The organism is Pontiella desulfatans, assembly GCF_900890425.1.
Classification (GTDB): domain Bacteria; phylum Verrucomicrobiota; class Kiritimatiellia; order Kiritimatiellales; family Pontiellaceae; genus Pontiella; species Pontiella desulfatans.
In genome coordinates this window covers 363956-384481 of the sequence record NZ_CAAHFG010000001.1, presented here as the reverse complement: position 1 = coordinate 384481, position 20526 = coordinate 363956, and the positions used below count along the sequence as shown (strand labels likewise).

Genomic DNA, 20526 nt, shown 5'->3' with positions numbered 1-20526 from the left:
AGTAGGCCGTATCGGCCGGTTACTGCCTTTCGATTGTAATACGATAGAAGCATTCGGCATCGGTCGGGCCGACGGGGAAGTCGAATATGATGACGCCACCATTGCCCGGCTTCGGCGCGCCGACATCCATCCAATCGCCCGTGGTGAGATCTTTTTTCTCTTGCCCTTGGTAGATGTGCCCCGGCACGGAATTCAGGAGTTCGATGTCTACATTATCTCCCGCCAGGTTCATTTCAGGGGATTCAAAGTTCAGGTCTTCGACCACGATCGGATCCGAAGGCACGGCAACCACTTCGCCTGACTCGTCACTCTCGTCTCCGTTTCCGTAGCGGGCGACAATGACATAGTAGTAGGTAACGCCGGGCGTGAGCCCCGTGTCGGTGTAGGTCGTTTCGGTGATCGTGTCATCAACGATGGCGTAGGCCCCGCCCTGGGTCGTGGAGCGCTTGACGGTGTAACCGATCGCACCAGGGACTGCATTCCAGGTGAGCGTAACCTGGGTGCCGCTAACCGGAGACTCGGTGATGGAAGATGGGGTTTCCGTCTGAGTGAGTTCAAACCAGTTCAGGTTGAACATGACGCTGGAAGCGGCTTCGTTGGAATCGGCCTCCACGTATACCAGGTAGAGATCATGCGTGCCGTTTGTTGGATCGAGTGGTGTTTCAATAGTGCACCAGTCTTGCCATCCCCCCGTCACCGGAACAGCGACTTTGCCGATCAAGGTTCCAAAAGGAGTTCCGGTACGAATCTCGATCTTGCCATCCGCCTGTCCCGCCGGGGCGGCCACACGCAAACGGATGGACTCCGCATGATCCAGGTCGATATCATCATAGCGGGTCCAGTTGCCGTCGTTGATGCTTGAAAGGTTGAGTCCGCCTCCTATGTCGGCACAGGCTTCAGTACTATGGCTAACGGGGCTGCTTCCGTCATAAGACTCCGCTTCAACACGAACGTAAGGTACCGTTTCCGGTTCGAGCAGGATCTCGAAGCAATAGGCGGAGTTGTCTTTGACGATGGTGAATACTGAAGTGTCGGAATACTTAGCGACACTTCCCGTCTCGCCTTCCGAAGAGAGGCCGTCGACTTGACTCCAGCGCGTGAACTTGATCGGTTCATCGCTGATCGTCCGCCCGGTTGGGTTGATCGCGACCGGGTAGTCCGTGTCGGAGTGGTTGAGCACCCAGACCGTCATCAAGTTGCCGCGAATCAGTGCAGATACTGCGGAGTCCGCATCGGCCTGATCGGGATCAGCATCCCAATATTCCTTAAACTCATCGGGTTCATTGACATCCAAAGCGTAGCCGCGATTGGAGGTGGTCGTCAGCTTCTCGAAAATGTAATATTTCACACTGCGTTGTTTGTTGACGATATAGCAGTGGCCCTGATCACTGTAGCCGACAGCCAGCCAGCCATTGAGGCCGGAGAAGCCCGCATTGATGCATTCCAACATGTAGGCAAAGGTCAGCACTTCGTCGGCGTTTGAGGTGCTCTTCCATCCGTGAACCTCTGTGTTCCAGATTTCAGGAACAGGTTGTGGTTGGCCGTCATACATTTCGTTGACCTTGTCGGCGAAGTCCGCTGCGGTTCCACCTTTGTCGGTGTTATGGCAGGAAGCAATGTCCAGAGCTTCTCTGTAACTGTTGAAGAGAACGCCACCCATCCATGACGCGCCCTGCGTGTAATTCCAGGCTGAGGGAGCCACCAGTTGCGGAATATCATCAGCCGTAAGCGTGACGGTCGGATAATCGGGGTGGACAACCGGCTTGGTGCCGTCCAGGTAATCGTCGAAGAGCGCACTGATATCCCTGACGTCCTGGGCGTTGACATAATTCCACTCATTGCTCAGATCCATATAGGAGATCTTTAAACCTTTAGCCTTCATCAGGATCAGATAGCGGAGCAGATACTCCGAGCATTTAACTTCGTTGAAACTGAAAGTGCTGTTGGTATAACTCGGAGCACCGGTTATCCAGATCGGATAGGGCTGCCATTTGATATCATTTTTTGCAATACCTATGGTTTCAAATGCTTCATTAAGCGGGCGTGGGCTGGCGAAGAACTTGATGTCCGGATTGGCAGCCTGCATGTCCTGCATCATGGGAATAATTCGGTCGTTATTATGCTGACCGTCTTCAAGGTCGTCCATATCGAAGTAGGCATCTTCCCTGTAGGTTCCTTCGTTCAATTCGTATTTGGCGCTGACCGCCACGCGGACATAGTCGACATCGCAATCATCCACTGACCATTCCGCGAACCGGTCCTTGACCGAATCGGCTCCCGACCAAAACCAGAGGCGCTCGTAGTCGATGCCGTAGCGCATCTGCTGCTTACGCGTATTGCCTACGGTAATCGCGATCGGATCACCCGCCGGCTCATAGGAGAACCAGTTCACATTAAAACCGGCGGTTGGAACGACAAATTCCAGACGCAAGGTCTGGGTTCCGGTGGATGTAAAGTTCACATAGGCGCTGACCGTCTTCCAGGTCTGCCAGCCACCGGAGCCGCCAACATATACGGAACCGATGCTTGAGCCGCCGCTTACGATATCGATGGAGCCGTCGCCGTTGTTGGAGGCCACGCGAAAATCAATTTTATGCAGCCCGGTGGTTTCAACGTTGATGGTGTACTCCCCCCAGTCGCCGTTATCGATCCATCCAACATTCGTTCCGCCGCCGACATCGGCAGTGCCTTCGAGCTTCAACCCGTAATGGGCGTCATAATCCTCGGCTTCCACATGCCATGCCGGCCGGGAGATTGCAAAAATTTCATCGGCGGAGATTTCGTAGTTATACAGCCGGAAATCGTCAATCTTGCCGTGGTAGGGTATTGCATCATGCGCCGCCCGGCCGATGTTGAAGGCGGTGATCCCGGAGATCGGCGACAACGTACTGCTCCATTCGGGACTGTCCTGCACCCCGTTGATGTATACCCGCTTCACGCCACTCGTGACGTTCATGGTGAAGATGCAATGGTTCCATTGCCCTTCATACTTGGATGCCTCCGCAATGTTGTAGTTATGCCGAACATTGCCGGCATCCCAATACAGGTTTCCGTTGTTCCACGGCGTATGGGAGTGCAGCATGTCGCGGATGTTGCAGCCGAACGAACTGTTTGGCGTCGAGCCGTCGCCCAAGATGTCCGGATCGCCGAAGGTCCACATCGCAATAGTGATCTCGTTACTGACCGTGTCGAACACGCCTGCGGGAATGCTGACGTAGTTGGCGGCATTGCCGTCAAACTCCAGCGCAGACGTACCGTCCTCAACGCCGCCGACCACGGCGGGGCTGCCCATAATGGTTCCGTCGTATGCACTGCCACTGGAAGCCGAATTCGTTGCCGAACCGCCTTCAAACTGCCAGTGACCGATCAGTTCGGGGGTTACCACCGGGATCGGATCTCCCTGAGCGGTAATCGTCAGGATCCCGTTGGAGCCCGAGTTGTCGACCGCGAACGACCAGACATTCGTATCCACGCCCGGCGCGAAGGCCAGGCCATTGTTGGTGATACCTCCATTCTCAACTTCGAGCAACGTCCAGGTACCCCCGTATGCGGTCGTGTTGGTCACCTCAAGCAACGAACCGGCTTGAAGTTCTGCCATTGGAATGAGGGTGGAGGTGTTGTCTTTGTCTTCGACGAAGATTTTGGTGATGCCCCCGGCATCGACAGAGGCCTTCAGCAGCCCGTCGGCACTCAAGGCAAACCAGCCGGTATCATCGCCGGAACCGCCCAGGCGAATGGCGGACGCACCGGAACCCACGATGCTGAAGGTGCCGTTCTTGCCCACCGCCATGCCGACCCGGGTATTGAGCGAACCACCCGAAATTTCCATCAGACCGGTCACGCCGGTGTTGCTGTTGTTGCCGCCGATGGTGACCGAATGGCCTCGGGAGAAGATTCCACCATACCCGCCAATCAGCGAGTTGCCGCCGCGGAACACATTCAGGTCGCCGCCCGTGAGGTTGAAGGTGCCGTCGCTGTTGCTGGAGTGGGCGATGGCCAGCACGTGGCCGATCCCGTAGGTGCCGCCCGACATATTGACCGTACCTAGGGAGCCGTTGCCGATAAAGTTCCGGATCGTGTTGCCCGACTTGCCATCGGAATGCGCCCCCGAAGGAATATTGAGTGTTGCCCCGCCCTGCACAAAGGTGCGGTCTGGGTTGGCCGTAACATCGCGGGTCACGGTGAAGGCACCATCGATGATGCGCGTGGTGCCTGCGAACGCATTGGTGGACGGATCCCAGTTGAGCGGGTCTTCGTAGCTCGTTCCATCCCCGGCCCCAGTCCACACCTCCGCCTGCGCAACGCCTCCGAATGCCACGAGCACCAAAACCAGACTTGTCTTAATAAATGTATTTATCATCTTCAGATCTCCATCATTCCAGTTAAGGAAAAAAAACCTCCGCCCCGCGCAGTAACGCGTACCCATGCATCTACGTTTGGACGTCCTCTTTGTTGTTCAGTTAACAGACAGATATACGCACATGTAGCAATTTTTACTAGAACAAGAGGAGTTACCCTGTTAACAACTAACAAACAACAGGAACAAAAAATCCAGATATTGGAAATACAACGGTATATTTGAATCAATACATCAGCTTCAGCTGAAGAAACCGGTTCCAATGGTTGGAAATCGATTCAGTATCCTCCACCGTCACCGAGCCCGCCGTGTTGGATACCCCGACGTTCCACTCATTGGAAGAGATCCAATAATCACCAACCGGTCGCGAGGAGCCGCTTTGACCTCGCTGGCAGCGATTTACTGCCGCCAGGATTCCAACTTGTAGAACTGATTGGTCAGTGCATTCACATTCGGCAAATCAATCATCAATTCTCCACCGGTTCCCACATAGGTTCCTGAGGCTTCCTGCCAGTCTGGGTCGATCAGACGGTCACTCGAAATGACATGGTAATAATGACCAAGCCCGGATTCCGCAATCGTGATTCCAACCTGTTGCCCCCCGTTTCCATCATCGCCGATCACCAAGGGTCCGATAACGACATCCTCCGGATTAATCGGTGCGGACGGTCGAGCAGAAACTTCAGTCGAATCGGCACCTTCCAACCCGTTGAGAAACGAACTGATTACATAATAATAGTTGGTCCCCTCGAGCAGGCCCGTATCGGTATAGTTCGTCGTGAGCGGCCCGAATGCCAACGTCTGATAGGGTCCGCCGCTGATGCTGGAGCGCTTCAGGTGATAGCCGGAGACATCAGCCAGGCCATCCCATAGCAAACCAACCGCCGAAGCACCGAGAGGACTGGCCTCCAGCCCGCTGGGAATGCCTGGACTTGCCGGCGTTTCCAGCTCAAACCAGTTGAGGTTAAACAGGGATACTCCAGTGGCACCGGATTCCACAAAAACCAGATATACGTCGTGAATACCGGCAACCGGATCGAGTTGCGCCTCCACCGTTGCCCAGTTCTGCCACCCGCCGGTTAATGGTATGTCGACGAAACCGACCAGCGTTCCCGACGGGCTGCCGAGACGCACCTCAATCGTGCTGTCGGACTTGCCGGATGGACGGGCCACCCGGGCGCGGAAGGTGGTGTTCGTTCCCAGTGTAAGACGGTCGTACCTGCACCAGTTTCCGTCCGAGATATAGGCCACATTCTGGCCGCCTCCCGTATCGGAACATGTTTCGAGCTGCGTACCGCTTTGGGCATTATGCGTCTCCGCCTCAATATGCTGCAACGATCCCCCGGGGGTCGATCCATCCAGGTTAACCGTGAGCCTGCTTAAGCGATACGCACCGGAGGTTCCAGGAATATGTACGCGCAGATTCTGGACGCCTTCATCCAGCACAACACCCTGGGTGACCCGCGCCGTCGCCCAGCTGGAGATGCCGCCGGTCGCAGGCAGAATGACATCATCGGTAATGTCGTTGCCGGCCACCGACAACCGTATGCCCCCGTCTGCTTCGGCCGCATAGCGCACATCGAAGCTGTACATCCCTGTTTCCGCCACATGGATGGTGTAGCTGATCCATTCCCCCTCTTCCAGATCGGTTAGAGCATATCCTCCCTCGGAACAGGTCGTGATATCCACGCCGTCCGACAACCGATAGTGGCCGCCGGAATTGGTCGGTGTCAGATCATGATAGGTGTGCCCTTCCCCTTTCACCGCAAAGTGATCATAGTTTTCCAGCTCCATCAGGCCGGGCAGCACATTCATTTTAAATTTGGGAACTCCATTGAAATGCAACCCTTCGATGGGGTCTCCATAACAATAGTCGGGACGACGTGCGCTGAGCCCGCCCCAGCCGATGGCATCGTTCGACCAGCCAGCCACTTCATATCCGGATTCCACGATCGCCTGTTCCCGGGCGCGGAGCGTCCATTTCACCTCTGCCTCCGTTTTGAATCCCCGTCCCAGATAGTGCGCAACGGGCATTTCAAACACAGGCCGCTTACCGCTGTAACCCGCGCGCCCATCCGGGCTGATGGCCTTGGAAAACCAGCGCAGCGTCCGGTCATCCCGCTGGATGAATTCGCCGGAAGCTACGGTAGGTTCCCAGGGGGTCAATTGATCCGGAAAGGAATTGGTCACATTGTACCGCATGTTATATTCGAGCCCCAGCAACAGCCGGTCGTTTTCATGGCTGTATACATCCTCGCCCTGGTTCCATGCCATTTCGGCCATGGAACAAATCAGCCCGATTCCGAAAAAGGTGTGCTGCTGGTCCCGCGAACTTTCCTGACACTGGCCGTTCTCCCAGATATAGTGCGTCATCACTCCATTGAATCCATAGTCTTCAATGGAGCTGCCCGCCGTGGTGCTGTAGCTGTCGGCATAGTCCGTGGAGGAAATCAACGAGCCGCGGGTCCGGGGTCCTGAGGGATAGGCCAAATCGTCGGGCCGGTGCGGCAGCCCTTTGAGGTGCCTGAGCGCCCGGTCATACATGATTTCATTATCCAAAAAGATGCCCATGGCCATCACGGTCCGCCATCCGGACAGGCCTTGGTTTCCATGCCGGTCGGCATCGCCCTGATAGGCCATCCAGTAGAACGTGGTTTCGCCGGATGGTTCTGCGGTTGTGGAGTAGCCGGGATAGACCAGCATGTCCTGAAATGCCTGGATATCGCCTGCAGACCATCCGCTGTAGGTGCTTTTAATGATTTCAGCCGCCTCGATCATGATGTAGCCGACTCCTCCGCTCAACGAGTCGGTCCCGCCACTGGTAACGGAGGTCAGGTTGGTCCAGGCATTGAAAATCTCCACGGCTTTATCGGCATGCCGGGAGTCGCCCGTAATATACCAGCGGATGGCATTGTAGTACGCGGCCCGGATATCGCTGTTCCAGGCACTGTAGTTGACCCCGCTGTCTCTCCCGAGTTCGGTAAAAGAATGATCGCCCCGCACGCTGTAGCTATAGCTGGCCTTCGAATCGGCCGCCATTTCCTGATAGGACGAATACCAGGGCTCGAGCTGCGCCTCGACCATATGCTTCATCCGGTCCAGATCGCTTAATTTATGCGTTATGCCTGGGTGAACAAAACTCGGAAGATTCAAAGGGGCGCCTGCCGCCGTGATCTCAAGTTTTTTGTTCACGGCATCGAGGTTAAAGCTCCAGAAGTCCGTATCAACGCCCGGCGCAAACTGCAGGCCGCTATCGGTGAGTGTCCCCTCCCACTCCATCACCGTGTAGGTGCCGCCGTTCGTGAAGGCGCCGGCAAAACCGACATCCAGCAACGCGCCGGCTTCGAACGTTACATCGCCCCCGCCATTGCCCCCGACTTCATCAATCAAGATGGAGGACAATCCAAAGACGGTTGCATCGACACGAACACGCAACACCGAGTTGGAGCGTTGCACCCAGGAGCCGTCCAATGATCCGCTGGAACCGATTCCAATTTGAGAGATGGCTGAACCGAGTACACTGAACGTGCCCACCCCCGAGCCATCGACAGACCCAAGCTGGACACCCGCGCGGGTTGTAAACGAACCACCGCTGATCTCAAGCGTTCCATCGCCATTCGCAACCGTTGCCGTGTCATCCGTTCCAAGACTGAGGGAATTGCCGCCCCTTTCCCTTGAAACAATAAAATCGCCCCCGGCAAGGGTATAGAGCCCCGTACCGCCGCGTCCGACTTCAAGCGTATTGATCGTTACACTCCCACCCGATTGGCTGATCGTTCCGCTGTTGCCGGAGCCTGCCCCGAGATGACTGTCCCAACCAGCATTCGCTGTTGCCGTCAACACGCCGCCTTCGACAACGTTCAGAACCCCTGTGCCGCCGGAACCAATCCGAATTGCATCCACGTTGTTCGGCACCCCGCTGTTTAGATGGGCAGTTTCATTCAGGGAGGCTAAGTCACCCGGATTCGGGTACGAACCGCTGCTCCAGTTTGAACCGGTGGCCCAGTCCCCTCCGGAAGCGCCCGTATAGCTGACTTCCGCCGCATACGAAAACCCCGCACCCAGCAACAGGCAGAGTTCAACCACGGTTCTTATTCCATTCCGGTTTAGCATAGTGTTTTTTGACCTTCCTGTGCGTACCCCGCTCAATGCATCAGCTTCATTTGCAGGAACCGGTTCCAAGGGCTGGAAATCGATTGCGTATCTTCCACCGTCACCGGGCCCGCCGTATTGGAAGAACCGGTGCTCGTCCAGATCGTGTTCCAATCATTGGAAAGCAGATTGGTTCCGGCTTCCACCCAATAGGTCAGCGCAGGGTCGGCGATGCGGTCAAAGGTGATGGTGGCCTTCGTGCCGTCGGGCGTGGTTCCGAGGGTCGCAACCGAATTGCTATTGAACACATTCGGGTTCGAGCCGGTGCCGTATTCGAGCAGGTTGTCGCGCGCATCGCCGTCGGGGTTGGCGCCATCCGCCGCATCGCCCGCGTTGGAATAGGTGCCGAACTTTTGGAAGCGCCATTCCTCCAGCGCCGTGTAGGGAACCGGCGTAAAATCGAGATGGAGTTCCCCGCCGGATTCAGAGACGGAAAACGTGCCCCCGTCCAACGGGTTGTTCGCCGCGAAGGCCGAGGCATCGACCGTGAATTTTCCGGGGGAGAATCCCGACACACTCGCGGCATCCACAATCAACCACGAACGGGACGCGCGGGCATCGAATCCGATGTCCGGTGCCGATAGATGGATGGCGCAGGAAACCCCGCCGAGTGCGAGTGCTCCATTCACCACCAACACATCGTGGCTTGAAGCATCCACTTCAACATCGAGCATCGCCCCACCGTTCCAGGTTTGCGGGCCGGTGGTCAGCGTGCCAACGCCGTTGCCGGGGGCAATGCCTGCGCCGGGGGCCACCGTCACCGCGCCGTTGATGGAGCCCGTTCCGCCGAGCCATCCGGCATTGACGAAGGTGCCTTCGGAGTGGGAGCAACTGCCGTTGAGCGCCAGCGTGGTGCCTGCACCGTTCTTCACAACCGCGAGCCGGCCGGCAATGGTTCCGTCAAAGCTGCTGTCTGTGGTTGTACTGTTAACGTTGACGGTTTGTGTCGCCGCCGTACTCGTTGCGGTGATCAAGCCAGCTCCTGAAAGCGATCCGATATTTACGCTGAACGCCCCCGTATCCGCCACGCCACGGCTATTCAGGTTAAGCGTTCCATCCACTGTTGTTTGCTCAGCGCTATCCTGGTTCAAGGCAAGGTTCCCATTCTGCGAGAAGGTTGTTCCTGCCAGAATGATCAGATCGTTCAGTGCCTTGTTGGATCGGGCGAGCACCTTGCCTTCCGCAACGGTAAATGTACCGACGAACGAGTTGGCTCCTCCTTCCAAGGTCAGCTGGCCCGCGCCGGTTTTGGTGAGATTCCCGGTTCCGCCAATCGGGCCGACCAGCAGCTGATTGCCTGAAACACCCACACCGATGGAGGTGTCGCCCGCGAGGGTGATCGAGCCGGAGCCGGAGCTGAGGCGGGTGGAGTTGGCGACGGCGCCATCGGAATAAATCGCGCCCTGCCCGGCCGTGCCGCTGCCGGAAAGCACCAGGTCTTCGCCCTGCAGTGCAAAACCGGATGCAACCTCGAGCGTGCCGTTGCTGACCGTGGTTCCGCCATCGCCGGCGGGCGACCCGCCGAGTGCATCGGCATCGTCGATGTACAGTGTGCCGTCAAAGATGGTGACCGGGGGCGTCGGCAGGATCAGGTTGCCTTCGGAGTCCCACTGCGCCCAGGGCACGTTGGTCGGGTTGGGCGGATACGACCAGGTGTCCTGCACGATGATCGGGGCCGGAACGAGTGTTTCACCGACATACTCGTTGTTGGTTCCCTTGTTGATGACCCCGCCGGTGGAGACGCAACCGCTGTTGCCGGTCGCGTTCTTGCCGAACACCAGAATCTGGTCGGTCAGGTTGGTGATGAAGTTGCCGGTGGTGTAACTGGCATAGTTCCCGGTGGACAGTTCATCGAGATCGCCGGAAGGCCGGTGCCGCCATTCGCGCCATTTTTGGGAGGTGTTCACATAGGCCTCCTTTGAATAGACGCCCGGTGCCGCGGAGCTGGTCAGCGTGATGTGGTTGCCGACACCGCTGATCAAGGCGATCGGCCAAACGCCGTGGCCGGGCGTGTCGCCGGTCAGCTCCACCTCGTAGGTGGCCGGATAATCAACCCCATACTGGAAATAGATCAACGGGCCGTTGAGCGCATCGCCCTTACAGTTTTTGTACAGGGTGGTGCCATAGGCGTTGGCTCCAAAGCCGTATTCACACTCCACGATCTCCATGTCATAGACGTTCAGGGTTCCGGCATTCGCCCCGGCGGCCACTCCGGTGCGCATGCGCTCCACCCGGCAGTTGGTGATGGTGACGTTTTCGATATATTGGTTGTAGCCGTTGGACTCAGGGTCGTTTCCATAGGAGCGGAACCCGCCCTCATGCTTGGAAATCCGGATGTCCGCAGGAATGGGCTCCTTGTAGGTGGCAGACCCCCATGCCTGGTATTCGGGATGGGCGATGATGTCGTCGCTATCCGCCATCGTGTCGCCGAGCACCTGGCAGTTGTTAAAGAAGAGGTCGTGCGCCCCCTGCTGGAAAAAGAACCCGTGGCCGAAGCTGCGCATGTTCAACGTGACATTCTCAACCGTCACGTTTCCGGCTCCGCCCGTAATCAAAAAACCGCTCTGCTTCTTGTGGCTGATGAAGGCCGCGCTGGTGACTCCATCCACATTCGGCCGTGCCCCTTTTCCGAACGCATCGCCATAGCCGTAGGGATAGGATCCGCCCGTGGTGAATTCGCAGTTTTTAATTACGGTGTCCGATCCCGTCACCACAACCACCACGCTGCTTTTATCGGCACAGTATTCCTTCGGGTTTCCGAAGGCATCGGTGCCGTTGTAGGCCAGCTTTTCCATGCTGAGCGTAAGCCCGTCCACCACCACGCCGTCCCCGCCGATATTCAGCACATTCACCAGGGTTGTGGAGCCGAATCCGGCCAGCTCCGCCGTATCGACCTTGATGTGGACGCCGGTCAGATTGAAGGTGTTGTTCGATCCGCTGAAATTGAGCAGGTAGGGATCCGTCGTGCCGGTCAACCAATAGGTTCCCGGCGCCATGGTGATGGCATAACCGGACTCGCCGGCATACTGGCGCAATTCCGAAATACTGTTCACCGTTACATTGGTGCTGTAAAACGGCGCACCGGCGGCGGTGACCGTCAGTCGCTTGTTGGTTTCATCCACATTGAAACTCCAGATCGAGGTATCGACGCCCGGGGCCAAAGCCAAGCCATTCTCCAGCAGGGCCCCCTCCCATTCCATCACCGTGAATGTGCCGCCGTTGGTGAACGCCCCGGCAAAGTCCACCTCCAGCAGCGAGCCGGCCGCGAAGGTAACGTCGCCATTCCAGTCGGTCGAAGCCTCCTGGTCGTCCACAACGATTTTGGTCAGGCCGGTCGCGGTGGCGGCCACACGAACGGCCAGCGTTCCGCCGGAATCCTGAACCCAGCGGCCGTCAACCGAGGTGCCGGAAGAACCAATTCCGATCTGCGTTGCCGCATTCCCAACCACTTTAAAAGTGCCGTTATTACCGATCTTCACCCCTGCGCGGGTAATCAATGATCCACCCGAAATCTCGAAATTCCCCGCCGAGGAACCGCTGTCGTTGTCAATGATGAGACTGTAGTCCGAAACCGCCCGCGAAACATTCAGGCCGCCGTCGGAGATGGTGATATGGCCGGAACCGCCGGAGAGCCCCAGCTGTATCGCATTAATCGAAGCCGACCCGGCCTTGATGGTCAGCGTGCCGGAATTCCCGCTGCCATTGCCGAAGCGGCTGACCGCTCCGGAATTGGAGGTGGCCTGCAGCGTGCCACCGGTCTGCTCCAGTTCGGCACCGGCACCGGAATAGCCGATGCGCAGCGTATCGGCGTTCAGCGTGGTTTGTCCCGGACCAACGACCGCTTTATCGTTTCCTCCGAGATTGATGTACATATTTTCCGAAGCCGGGAACGAATCACCCACCCAGTTCGAAGCATTGGTATAGACATTATCCCCGGCACTGTTATCCCAATAGATGTTGGCTGCCCGCACCGCCGAGGCCGTGCAAAGAACCAGCGTAAGAAAACCTGCCTGAATTGTTCTGTTCATCTATCCCCATTTTTACAAGCATTGGAAACGCCTTCAGGGATAGCGATCCCGGCGATCTGTTATTGGACACCAAAGATTTCCAATCGTTGGAACTTTTTTCTCAAAAGCAGCGGCCAAAGGGCATGGCAACCTACGATACGAAAATCTAAAAAACGGGGATGACATGACATCATCCCCGTACAATCAGACAAACCTTCCGGAGCTAAAGCCCGGAAGGTCTATGGTTGCCTAGTTAGCGTTCGTTACGCCGATTTCGAAGAACATTGCCGCAGCAGCCGGAACACTCGACGTGTAGGAGGTTGATCCATCCTTACCCGGAATGTCTGACACCGTTACAGCGAAGTCGCTGATTACGAGGTTCAGGTTGGTTGAGATGCTGTACTGACGATCTGCAGATGAGTTCCAGGTGATAACAAAGTCACCGCCAGGAAGCTGCTCGCCGCCTGTTACCTGGAACAGGTCATTAGAATCAGTCGGATCTGTGTCGCAGATATACTCTTCCCAGGTCAGGAACCCGTCGACGTCGTTGTCGACTTCATCATCCGCCGCGGACAGACCATATCCTGTCAGCCAGCTGATCGGCGTTCCGTTTTCTGTAAAGTCGTTGTCGACAACCGTAACCTGCAGGATATTGGTGATACCGTTGGTGACGATTCCATAACTCCACTCGCCGGGAGAACTTGTAACAAGTTTCAGTCCGTTGTCGGTGATCGGACCTTCACAGACCATCAGATCGAAGGTCGTGTAGTTTGTAGCACCTTCCATGAAATCGACCTCCAGAATAGCGCCATCTTCGAAGGTTGCCCATGCATCATCATCACCATCTTGATCATCGATAAAGATCGTAGTAACACCATTCGTGGCAAACCGTGCCTGCAGAACACTGTTGGACTTCTGGTTCCAGAATCCATCTCCAGTATTGTTTGAACCGATTCCGATAGACGTGGCTTCAGTTCCTTCAACACTGAAAACACCGATACCTGTTCCGTTACCCAACCGCATACCTGTACGGGTAATCAGTGAACCTGAAGCTACATGAAGTGCTCCTGTTCCGCCCTTGTTGTCATATCCCAGAACAATACTGGTTGAGATGCCATCAAAGGTTTGCCCACGTCCAATCGTCAGGTCTCCACCGTTAATGTTGATGGTGGCATCCGCCCCACCCAATGCGGTTCGGATAGCGTTGATCCCAAGGGTTCCGCCATTCACGTTCAGTGTAGCGTTACCGCCGGCATTGTGTCCACCGATGTTATTCCAGCCGTTGTTGCCGAAACTCAGATTACCGCGGTTAAAGTTAAAGGTTGCGGTACGGGCGATTCCAATCGCGATCGAATGCTGGTTAACCGCAGCTCCACCGTTGTAATTACAGTCCGGCACGGGATTGCCCGCGTTATGGTATTCACCGATCCACCAGATATCACCCGAGTAAGGCGTTGCCGTCGCTTCATTGGTGTAGGTGCTTCCGTCATAAATGGACCAGTTATCCAGGTTGTTGTAATCATCATCAACCGTTCCGTTCCACTTCATGGTTCTTCCCGTGGGAATATCTCCTGGCAGCGAAGAACCGATGCCATAGGTTACACGCAGGGTATCCGGCGCACCGCTACTGTCGGTATCAACAACCGCAAAGCTCCAGTCGTTGGTCAGGGACGCATCAGCTAACTGCATACCATCATCATACATAACACCCTCGGAGAACATAACATCCCAGGAGTTAGTTCCGGTGGGAACATAGCCGTCGAGCAATTCAATATCCAGCAGGGAGCCGAATGCAAAGAGGGCCTGACAGGTGCCGTCGTTTTCAGTATCATCAATCAGGATCTGCGAAATTCCGTTGGAGGAAATACCCAGGCTGAGCGTACCTTCCTGATACCAGTTTCCGTCGATGCTGCCGGCCGAACCGACCGCTATGGTTGCGTTCGTTCCGTCGACTTTAAAGGTTCCGTTATTATCAATTTCCACCCCGACGCGGGTTTTGAGTATACCGCCGGTGATATACATGAGTGATTCTCCACCACCCACATGAAGAGACGCTCCGAACGGGCTTCCCATCAGTGTGTTTCCACCACGGCCGATATTGAGCGTTCCGCCACTCAGATTATAGGTGCCATAACCGCCGGATTTACCAACAGCCAGGAGATGGCCGACATCATAGAACCCGCCTGTCTGGTTCACCGTGCCGGTGTTCGCGGAGCCATCCCCGATAAGTTCCCGAATAGTATTTCCCGCCAGTGTGCTTGACAGCTTACCGCCGGTAATATTGACGGTTGATCCACCATTGACATACTGCCGTTGGATCGAATTCGTATTACCATCATCGTAGGTAACCGTGTCGCCATTTGCAATATTAGCGGTATCAGCTAATGGCAGTGCACCGCCCCAGTTGACGGCGTTCGTCCACATGCCGTCTGCGGCAGCGCCTGTCCAATCCACTGCCTGCGCCGATACGGCACCAAGCGTTGCTGCAGCAATCGCAGCTGTGATTATTCTCGTTCTATTCTTCATCTCATTGCTCCTGTTTTCCTGCGTTTCTACCTGCGTTACCCGGAATTGAACCTGGCTCTGACCCAGCCTTCCGGGAAACGTTCGTTTTCTAAATCATGAATCGACGACGAATGAACAGCATCCCGGCGCCGAAGGCCGCAACCATGCCCAAGGTGGCCGGCTCCGGAATGACGTAGGTGGCCGTTAGCAAACCGTTCGCACCGGAGTTATCCACATTGAAGCTCCAGCCCGAAGCGGTGTCGCCCGAAAGCTCCAGACCGAGGTCTTCAATATCGTTGTTTTCAAGTTCCATCAGCGTCCAGGTTCCGGCGACGGGCGTCGTACCGAAGAACGACAGATCCAACACGGCTCCATCCTGGAAATGCACATAGGGGTCAGCTGTGACTTGGTCTGTATCGTCGATGAAAATCTTCGTTACACCGGTCGAGTCGATGCCCATGCTCAGCACACCGCCGGCCTGTTGCCACCAGTGGCCATCGAGAGTCCCGGAGGATCCAATCCCGATTTGCGTGGCGTCGTCTCCCAGAACCCGGAAGGTTCCTTTGTCCCCCACTTCGGCACCGATGCGGGTAATCAATGATCCCCCCGTCACATTGAAAAGACCGGATCCACTTCCATATCCGACGGAGAGGGATCCTCCCGAGTTTCCACCGAAGGAGTTAGGATTACCCGCCAGCGTGTTGCCCCCGCGGGAAATATTCAAATCGCCGCCACTCAGGTTGAATACCCCGGTGCCATTGCCGCCGACAGCCGTAATATGCCCGATGTCCCAGCTACCGCCGGACATGTTGACCGTGCCGGCTCCGGAGGAACCAATGAAGTTGCGGATGGTGTTGCCCGACTGGCTGTCACTGTGCGTACCGCCGGTGACATTCAACACGGCACCCCCATTGACAAAGGTGCGATTCACAGTGACATTGCCGGAGCGGGTCACGGTGAAGGCTCCATTGATGTCCCGAGTGCTGCCGGGAAACGCCGTAGCAGGAACATCCCAGTTGTTGGTATCCCCATAGCTCACGCCATCCCCTCCTCCGGTCCACAACTCCGCCTGCGCAACGCCTGCGCAAGCCACGGTCAAGGCCAGGGCGGCCACCAGCTGTTTACATGCTCTCTTCATCGTGCTCTCTTCCTTATTCATTGGACTGCTTCTCTTCTTCTTGAACCTAAGGCCTCGGGCAAAGCCACTGCGCCATTTCGAACGGTATAGTTCTACGACGCACCTAGGAATTTCTCTAGCCGCAGGAAGGTTACCTTGTTAAACCGACCTATTTTGTCGGCTTTAGGGCTTGTTTATCCGATCGATTTCGGCGATTTATGTGGAGTTTACAAGGTAACCTAAAAATTGAGCGATAGAGGATGGACATGCCGGAAAAAAAACCAAGCCAACCGGAAAACGAGGGCAAACGGATGCAGGTGACGCTGCGCGACATTGCCGCCGAACTCGGGGTTTCGCACGTCACGGTATCGCTGGCGCTGCGCGACCATCCGCGGATTTCGGCCGCCACCCGCAAGCGGGTAAAGCAGAAAGCCGAAGAGATGGGCTATCACCCCGACCCCATGCTTTCGGCCCTCTCCCACTATCGGCTGACCAGCAAGGAAAAGCCGGTGCAGGCCACCCTGGCCTGGCTGAACCCCTTGAAGAATCCGGAAAAGCTGCGGCAGCATGAAGAGTTTTCCCAATATTGGAAGGGCGCCGAGTCCACGGCCCAGCGCCTGGGTTTCCATCTCGAGGAATTCATGACCGAGGAGCTTTCCCTCAAACGGATGGACACCATCTTCAAGACCCGCGGCATTCGCGGTCTCATCATTGCCCCCCTCTCGTGGGAAACCACCCCGATCAACTGGAACGATTTGCCCTGGCAGGACTACGCCGCCGTTCGCTTCGGGCGGAGTAGGCAGGGCCCCTTGCTGCACTTCGTTACCAGTTCACAGGTCTCCAACGCCATGCAGGCCGTTGAAAAAGCCATCGAAAAAGGATACGGGCGCATTGGATTTGTCGGCATGACATCCCCCCGGCGCATGTTCAGTGCCGGGTTCCTGCGGGCGCAGCAGGAGCTGCCCGAAAACCAACGGCTTCCCCTGATGGGCTATGAAGGAAACTCCCTTTCCCAGCACGCCGACCGGCTGGCAAAATGGATTGAAGAAAACCAGCCCGATGCGATTCTTACGGATTATGCCCCCCTGCCCACCATGCTCGGCGAGCTGGGCTACCGCGTGCCCGAGGATATCGGGATCGCCACCATGAGCATCCACGATACCCCGGTCGATGCCGGGATCGACCAGAACCCGGAGGAGATTGGCCGCGCGACCGTTCGGATGCTGGTCTCCCTGCTGAACGAGCATCATTTCGGGGTTCCGGAAATCCGCAACCAGATTCTCGTTGAAGGCCGGTGGCTGGATGGTTCGATGCTGCCCGACCGGAACTAAGGCCCCATCCATCGGATTCGTATTTTCACCACAGAGGCCCCAGAGGCACAGAGGATTACGAAAGCTCTGTGTCTCCGTACTACTATCCGTCAATTTCTTGTTTTCCTGACAAGTTTTCACCACCCGCTGCGCTAGAGGACACTGAGGCTCAGAGGATTAGGGTGCTCTGTGTCTCTGAGTTCTCTGTGGTAAAAAAAAATCTGTGTCTTCGGTGTTCATCAGTGGTTCTAAACAATTTGGTTGCGGCTATGCCGCGCTAGGTTCTCTGTGGTGAAGAATTCGGTTGCGGAGTCTGGCCGGCACCTTATTTCAGCACGCCGAAGTTCGGGCCGCTAACGGTTCCAACGCCGGGATCGATCTGCATCTGGGGAATCAGCTTTTCCGGAACTTCCTGGGTTTTGAAGATGGGCAGGATCGGCTGGCCACCGTTCCCCTTGGGATATTCGACACCGTCCTGCTCGATGTAGAGCCGGCAGTAGAAGATGCCGCCGGGTTGCTCTCCAATCAGCACCTCCATATCGGTCGGCTTGTCCTTGGTCATGTGGAACCAATCGCCAATCACCAGGCCCGCGTGCCGGCCATCCTTGAACTTCCGGTTGTTTCCATCGCTGCTGTCCCAATCCGAATAGCGTTTCCCCAGGCTGGCATCGATGACCATCCGGCCCTTGACCCGGACCATCATGGCATCGTCCGCAATGCCGCGGAACCGGTAGCGGCCGGTTTCTGGCGCGGCAATCTTCCCGCTATAGTAGGCGGCCCACCGCTTCGGCTTCACGACATCCTCGACGGCAAAGGCCTTGGGTGCCTCTTCGGCCGGCATGTAGGGCACCATGAAACTGGTGGCGAATTTTTTCTTCGGGGCCTTGAAATATCGTCTTTCCAGCCGGCTGACGCTCCAGGAACTACCAAAGCTCGTGAGCACCTCGGTATACTTGCTATTTTGTTCCTTTTCGACCTTCGAGTCCATGCCCTCGACGATTTGCTTCATGTCGGTGGGTTTCCCGTCCGGATCCGTCTTGAGGTCGAAGAAGACGCCTTCGAGCTCGTTGCCGGAACCCTTGTTCCCGCCGAACAGGTCGATCTCCAGGCCAAAGCCCAGGCCGCCGAGGCCGCCGCCGCCATCCATATAGCCCGTGCCACCCTTGATGCCGACCACTTCCGGCATCTGGATATCCAACGACTTGGTCTTGGGCTTGGCCACAATGTTCTTGCGCAGCTTGGGTTTCTCGATCTTCTTTTTCTTAAGATTGACCGGCACCTGCAGCTTCTTGAGCTGCATCTTCGGCCGCTTGACCGGCTTGGCCTCGAACACCTTGTCGTCCTTCTGGATGACCGTGACCGCCACAAACGACAACGCCACCACGAGCAGCACCGCATGTATCCCCAGACTGATGAGCGCAGCGCTCGATTTTGCGTGACTGGTAAAAAATTGTTTCCTTGCCATAGATCCTTATCCCCTATTTATGCCGGAGACTGAGCAGGTTCCAAGGCTCCAGCGTCATGAAAACATGCAGGATTCCGTCTTCGTTTGCGAAACTTGTTTCCATTTTTGTGGCCCGGGCCGCCTCTTTGAGCTTTTTCGCCTGCTCACGCGAAAGCGGATCGGGCGCCCCCATTTTTTTCCACGCGGCCAGCGAATCGCCATGCTCCTGGCCAACGAGCTCGAGCACGAACTCCGCGCCCGGCGCCAGCCCCGACAGCTCAATCACCACGTCCACCGGGGAGCCGGTGGCGAGGGTTGCCTCGGCAACATCGCGGTTCTCGTAGGAACCGGGAATGGTCCGGGTGACCTCCGGCGGGTAGTGGTAGGCCAAGACGGCAATACGGCCGGTTTCGCGGTTGCGGGTCACCAGTCCGTTTGCCGTTCGTTCCAGCACTTCGCCGCCCAGCGTGTTCAACAGGCGGTAGGCATGGAACGTCGGCTTGGGGATGCCCTGGAAATTGACCATGCCGAACCCGCCATGGAAGGCGGTGTCCCCCGCCCCGCTCTCCTCGAACACATCGGTGAACGTCCAAAAGGAGAGTGAATCCACAAAGCCGATCGATTCCACATTGGCCTTGGCCACATAGGTTGCGGCCTGGAGGTAGTCGTGTGTGAAGTCGCGCGAGGAAGAGCTGCAGTTCCATTCGGTTAGATGAATCTCCGCATTCGGGAACGCGCTCGCATCCATGGTTTCCCGCAGCAGCTGCAAATCCTTCGGCGTGGCATCCACGCCACGGGTCAGCTTCTGTCCGGTGCCGTGCTCGTCGAACGCCCAGTCGGTCGGATACGGATGCACCGAGATAAAATCGACCGGCAGCTGGTGCTCCACGCAAAAGGCGAGAAAGTCGTCCAACCAGACCGGCTTCCAGTCCAGCGCATCCAAATCGCCGCCACAGGTGACGGATTTATGTTCCGAAAGATCCTCGGTCTCGCCATCGAACCGGGCATCGGGAACAAAGTTGCTGGTAGATGGCCCGCCCACCTTCAGGCGCGGGTCGATCGCCTTGATCACCTCGGCGGAAACCTGGTAGAGCCTGAAATATTCGCTCTTGGTCCCATGCCAGAACGGCTCCAGGTTGGGTTCGTTCCAAACCTCGAAATACCAGTTCAGCACCTCGTCGATGCCATAGCGGGCAACGACGTGCTCCGTGAAGCGGCGAACCAGCTCGCCCCACGCATCGTAGTCGGTCGGAGGCGCGGAATTGCCCTTCCACCAGAAGACCGTTTCCGATGGACGCGCAAGATCCTCGGGGCAGAAGCCGAGCTCGATGAACGGGCGCACGCCCAGGTCGAGCAGGCGGTCGAAGATTTCGTCCACATATTGGAAGTTGAACGTGCTCGAACCATCGGCGTTCCGGCGGTAGACAAACATGTCGTTATGGAACAGGCCGTGGAAGCGGACGCTCTCAAAGCCGCACTCGCGGTGCACCAGCTCCATCTGCTCCATCCACCCGCAGCGCAGCGCCTCGTTGGCCCGCCCGGCCCCGACGCAGGGGCTCCAATGGGGACGGAAGGTCTTGACCGCTTCACCCTGGGCATCGGCGGAAATCGTGATTTTAGTATTCATCGTATGC

8 protein-coding genes are annotated in these 20526 nt (G+C 56.8%); 1 reads left to right on the top strand and 7 read right to left on the bottom strand.

Annotation, left to right across the window (positions count from 1 at the left end; translation table 11 throughout):
- Positions 1-19: 19 nt before the first annotated feature.
- The 5 genes from E9954_RS01435 to E9954_RS01415 form a co-directional block, all read right to left on the bottom strand.
- Entirely contained in the window at positions 20-4360 is a 4341-nt protein-coding gene (locus E9954_RS01435; protein ID WP_168441881.1) for a carbohydrate-binding protein, read from the bottom strand.
- 396 nt (positions 4361-4756) lie between these two features.
- The gene (locus E9954_RS01430; protein WP_168441880.1) at positions 4757-8443 is read right to left on the bottom strand and encodes a carbohydrate-binding protein; all 3687 of its coding nucleotides are present in this window, start codon (positions 8441-8443) and stop codon (positions 4757-4759) included.
- A gap of 59 nt (positions 8444-8502) precedes the next feature.
- Positions 8503-12537: a beta strand repeat-containing protein gene (locus tag E9954_RS01425; RefSeq protein WP_136077472.1), complete on the bottom strand. Its 4035-nt coding sequence runs from the start codon at positions 12535-12537 to the stop codon at positions 8503-8505.
- 228 nt (positions 12538-12765) lie between these two features.
- Positions 12766-15042: a hypothetical protein gene (locus E9954_RS01420; RefSeq protein ID WP_136077471.1), complete on the bottom strand. Its 2277-nt coding sequence runs from the start codon at positions 15040-15042 to the stop codon at positions 12766-12768.
- Positions 15043-15130: 88 nt separating this feature from the next.
- On the bottom strand, positions 15131-16159 hold the full coding sequence (locus E9954_RS01415) for a PEP-CTERM sorting domain-containing protein (RefSeq protein WP_168441879.1): 1029 nt from the start codon (positions 16157-16159) through the stop codon (positions 15131-15133).
- Between the two features lie 245 nt (positions 16160-16404).
- Between E9954_RS01415 and E9954_RS01410 the strand changes: the two genes are divergently transcribed.
- A complete protein-coding gene (locus E9954_RS01410; RefSeq protein WP_168441878.1) occupies positions 16405-17469 on the top strand; it encodes a LacI family DNA-binding transcriptional regulator in 1065 nt (354 codons plus the stop codon).
- 304 nt (positions 17470-17773) lie between these two features.
- Here E9954_RS01410 and E9954_RS01405 read toward each other — a convergent pair whose 3' ends face one another.
- Positions 17774-18913, bottom strand: a complete 1140-nt coding sequence (locus E9954_RS01405; protein WP_136077468.1) for a PA14 domain-containing protein — start codon at positions 18911-18913, stop codon at positions 17774-17776.
- 13 nt (positions 18914-18926) lie between these two features.
- Positions 18927-20519: a GH39 family glycosyl hydrolase gene (locus E9954_RS01400; protein WP_136077467.1), complete on the bottom strand. Its 1593-nt coding sequence runs from the start codon at positions 20517-20519 to the stop codon at positions 18927-18929.
- Positions 20520-20526: the final 7 nt, after the last annotated feature.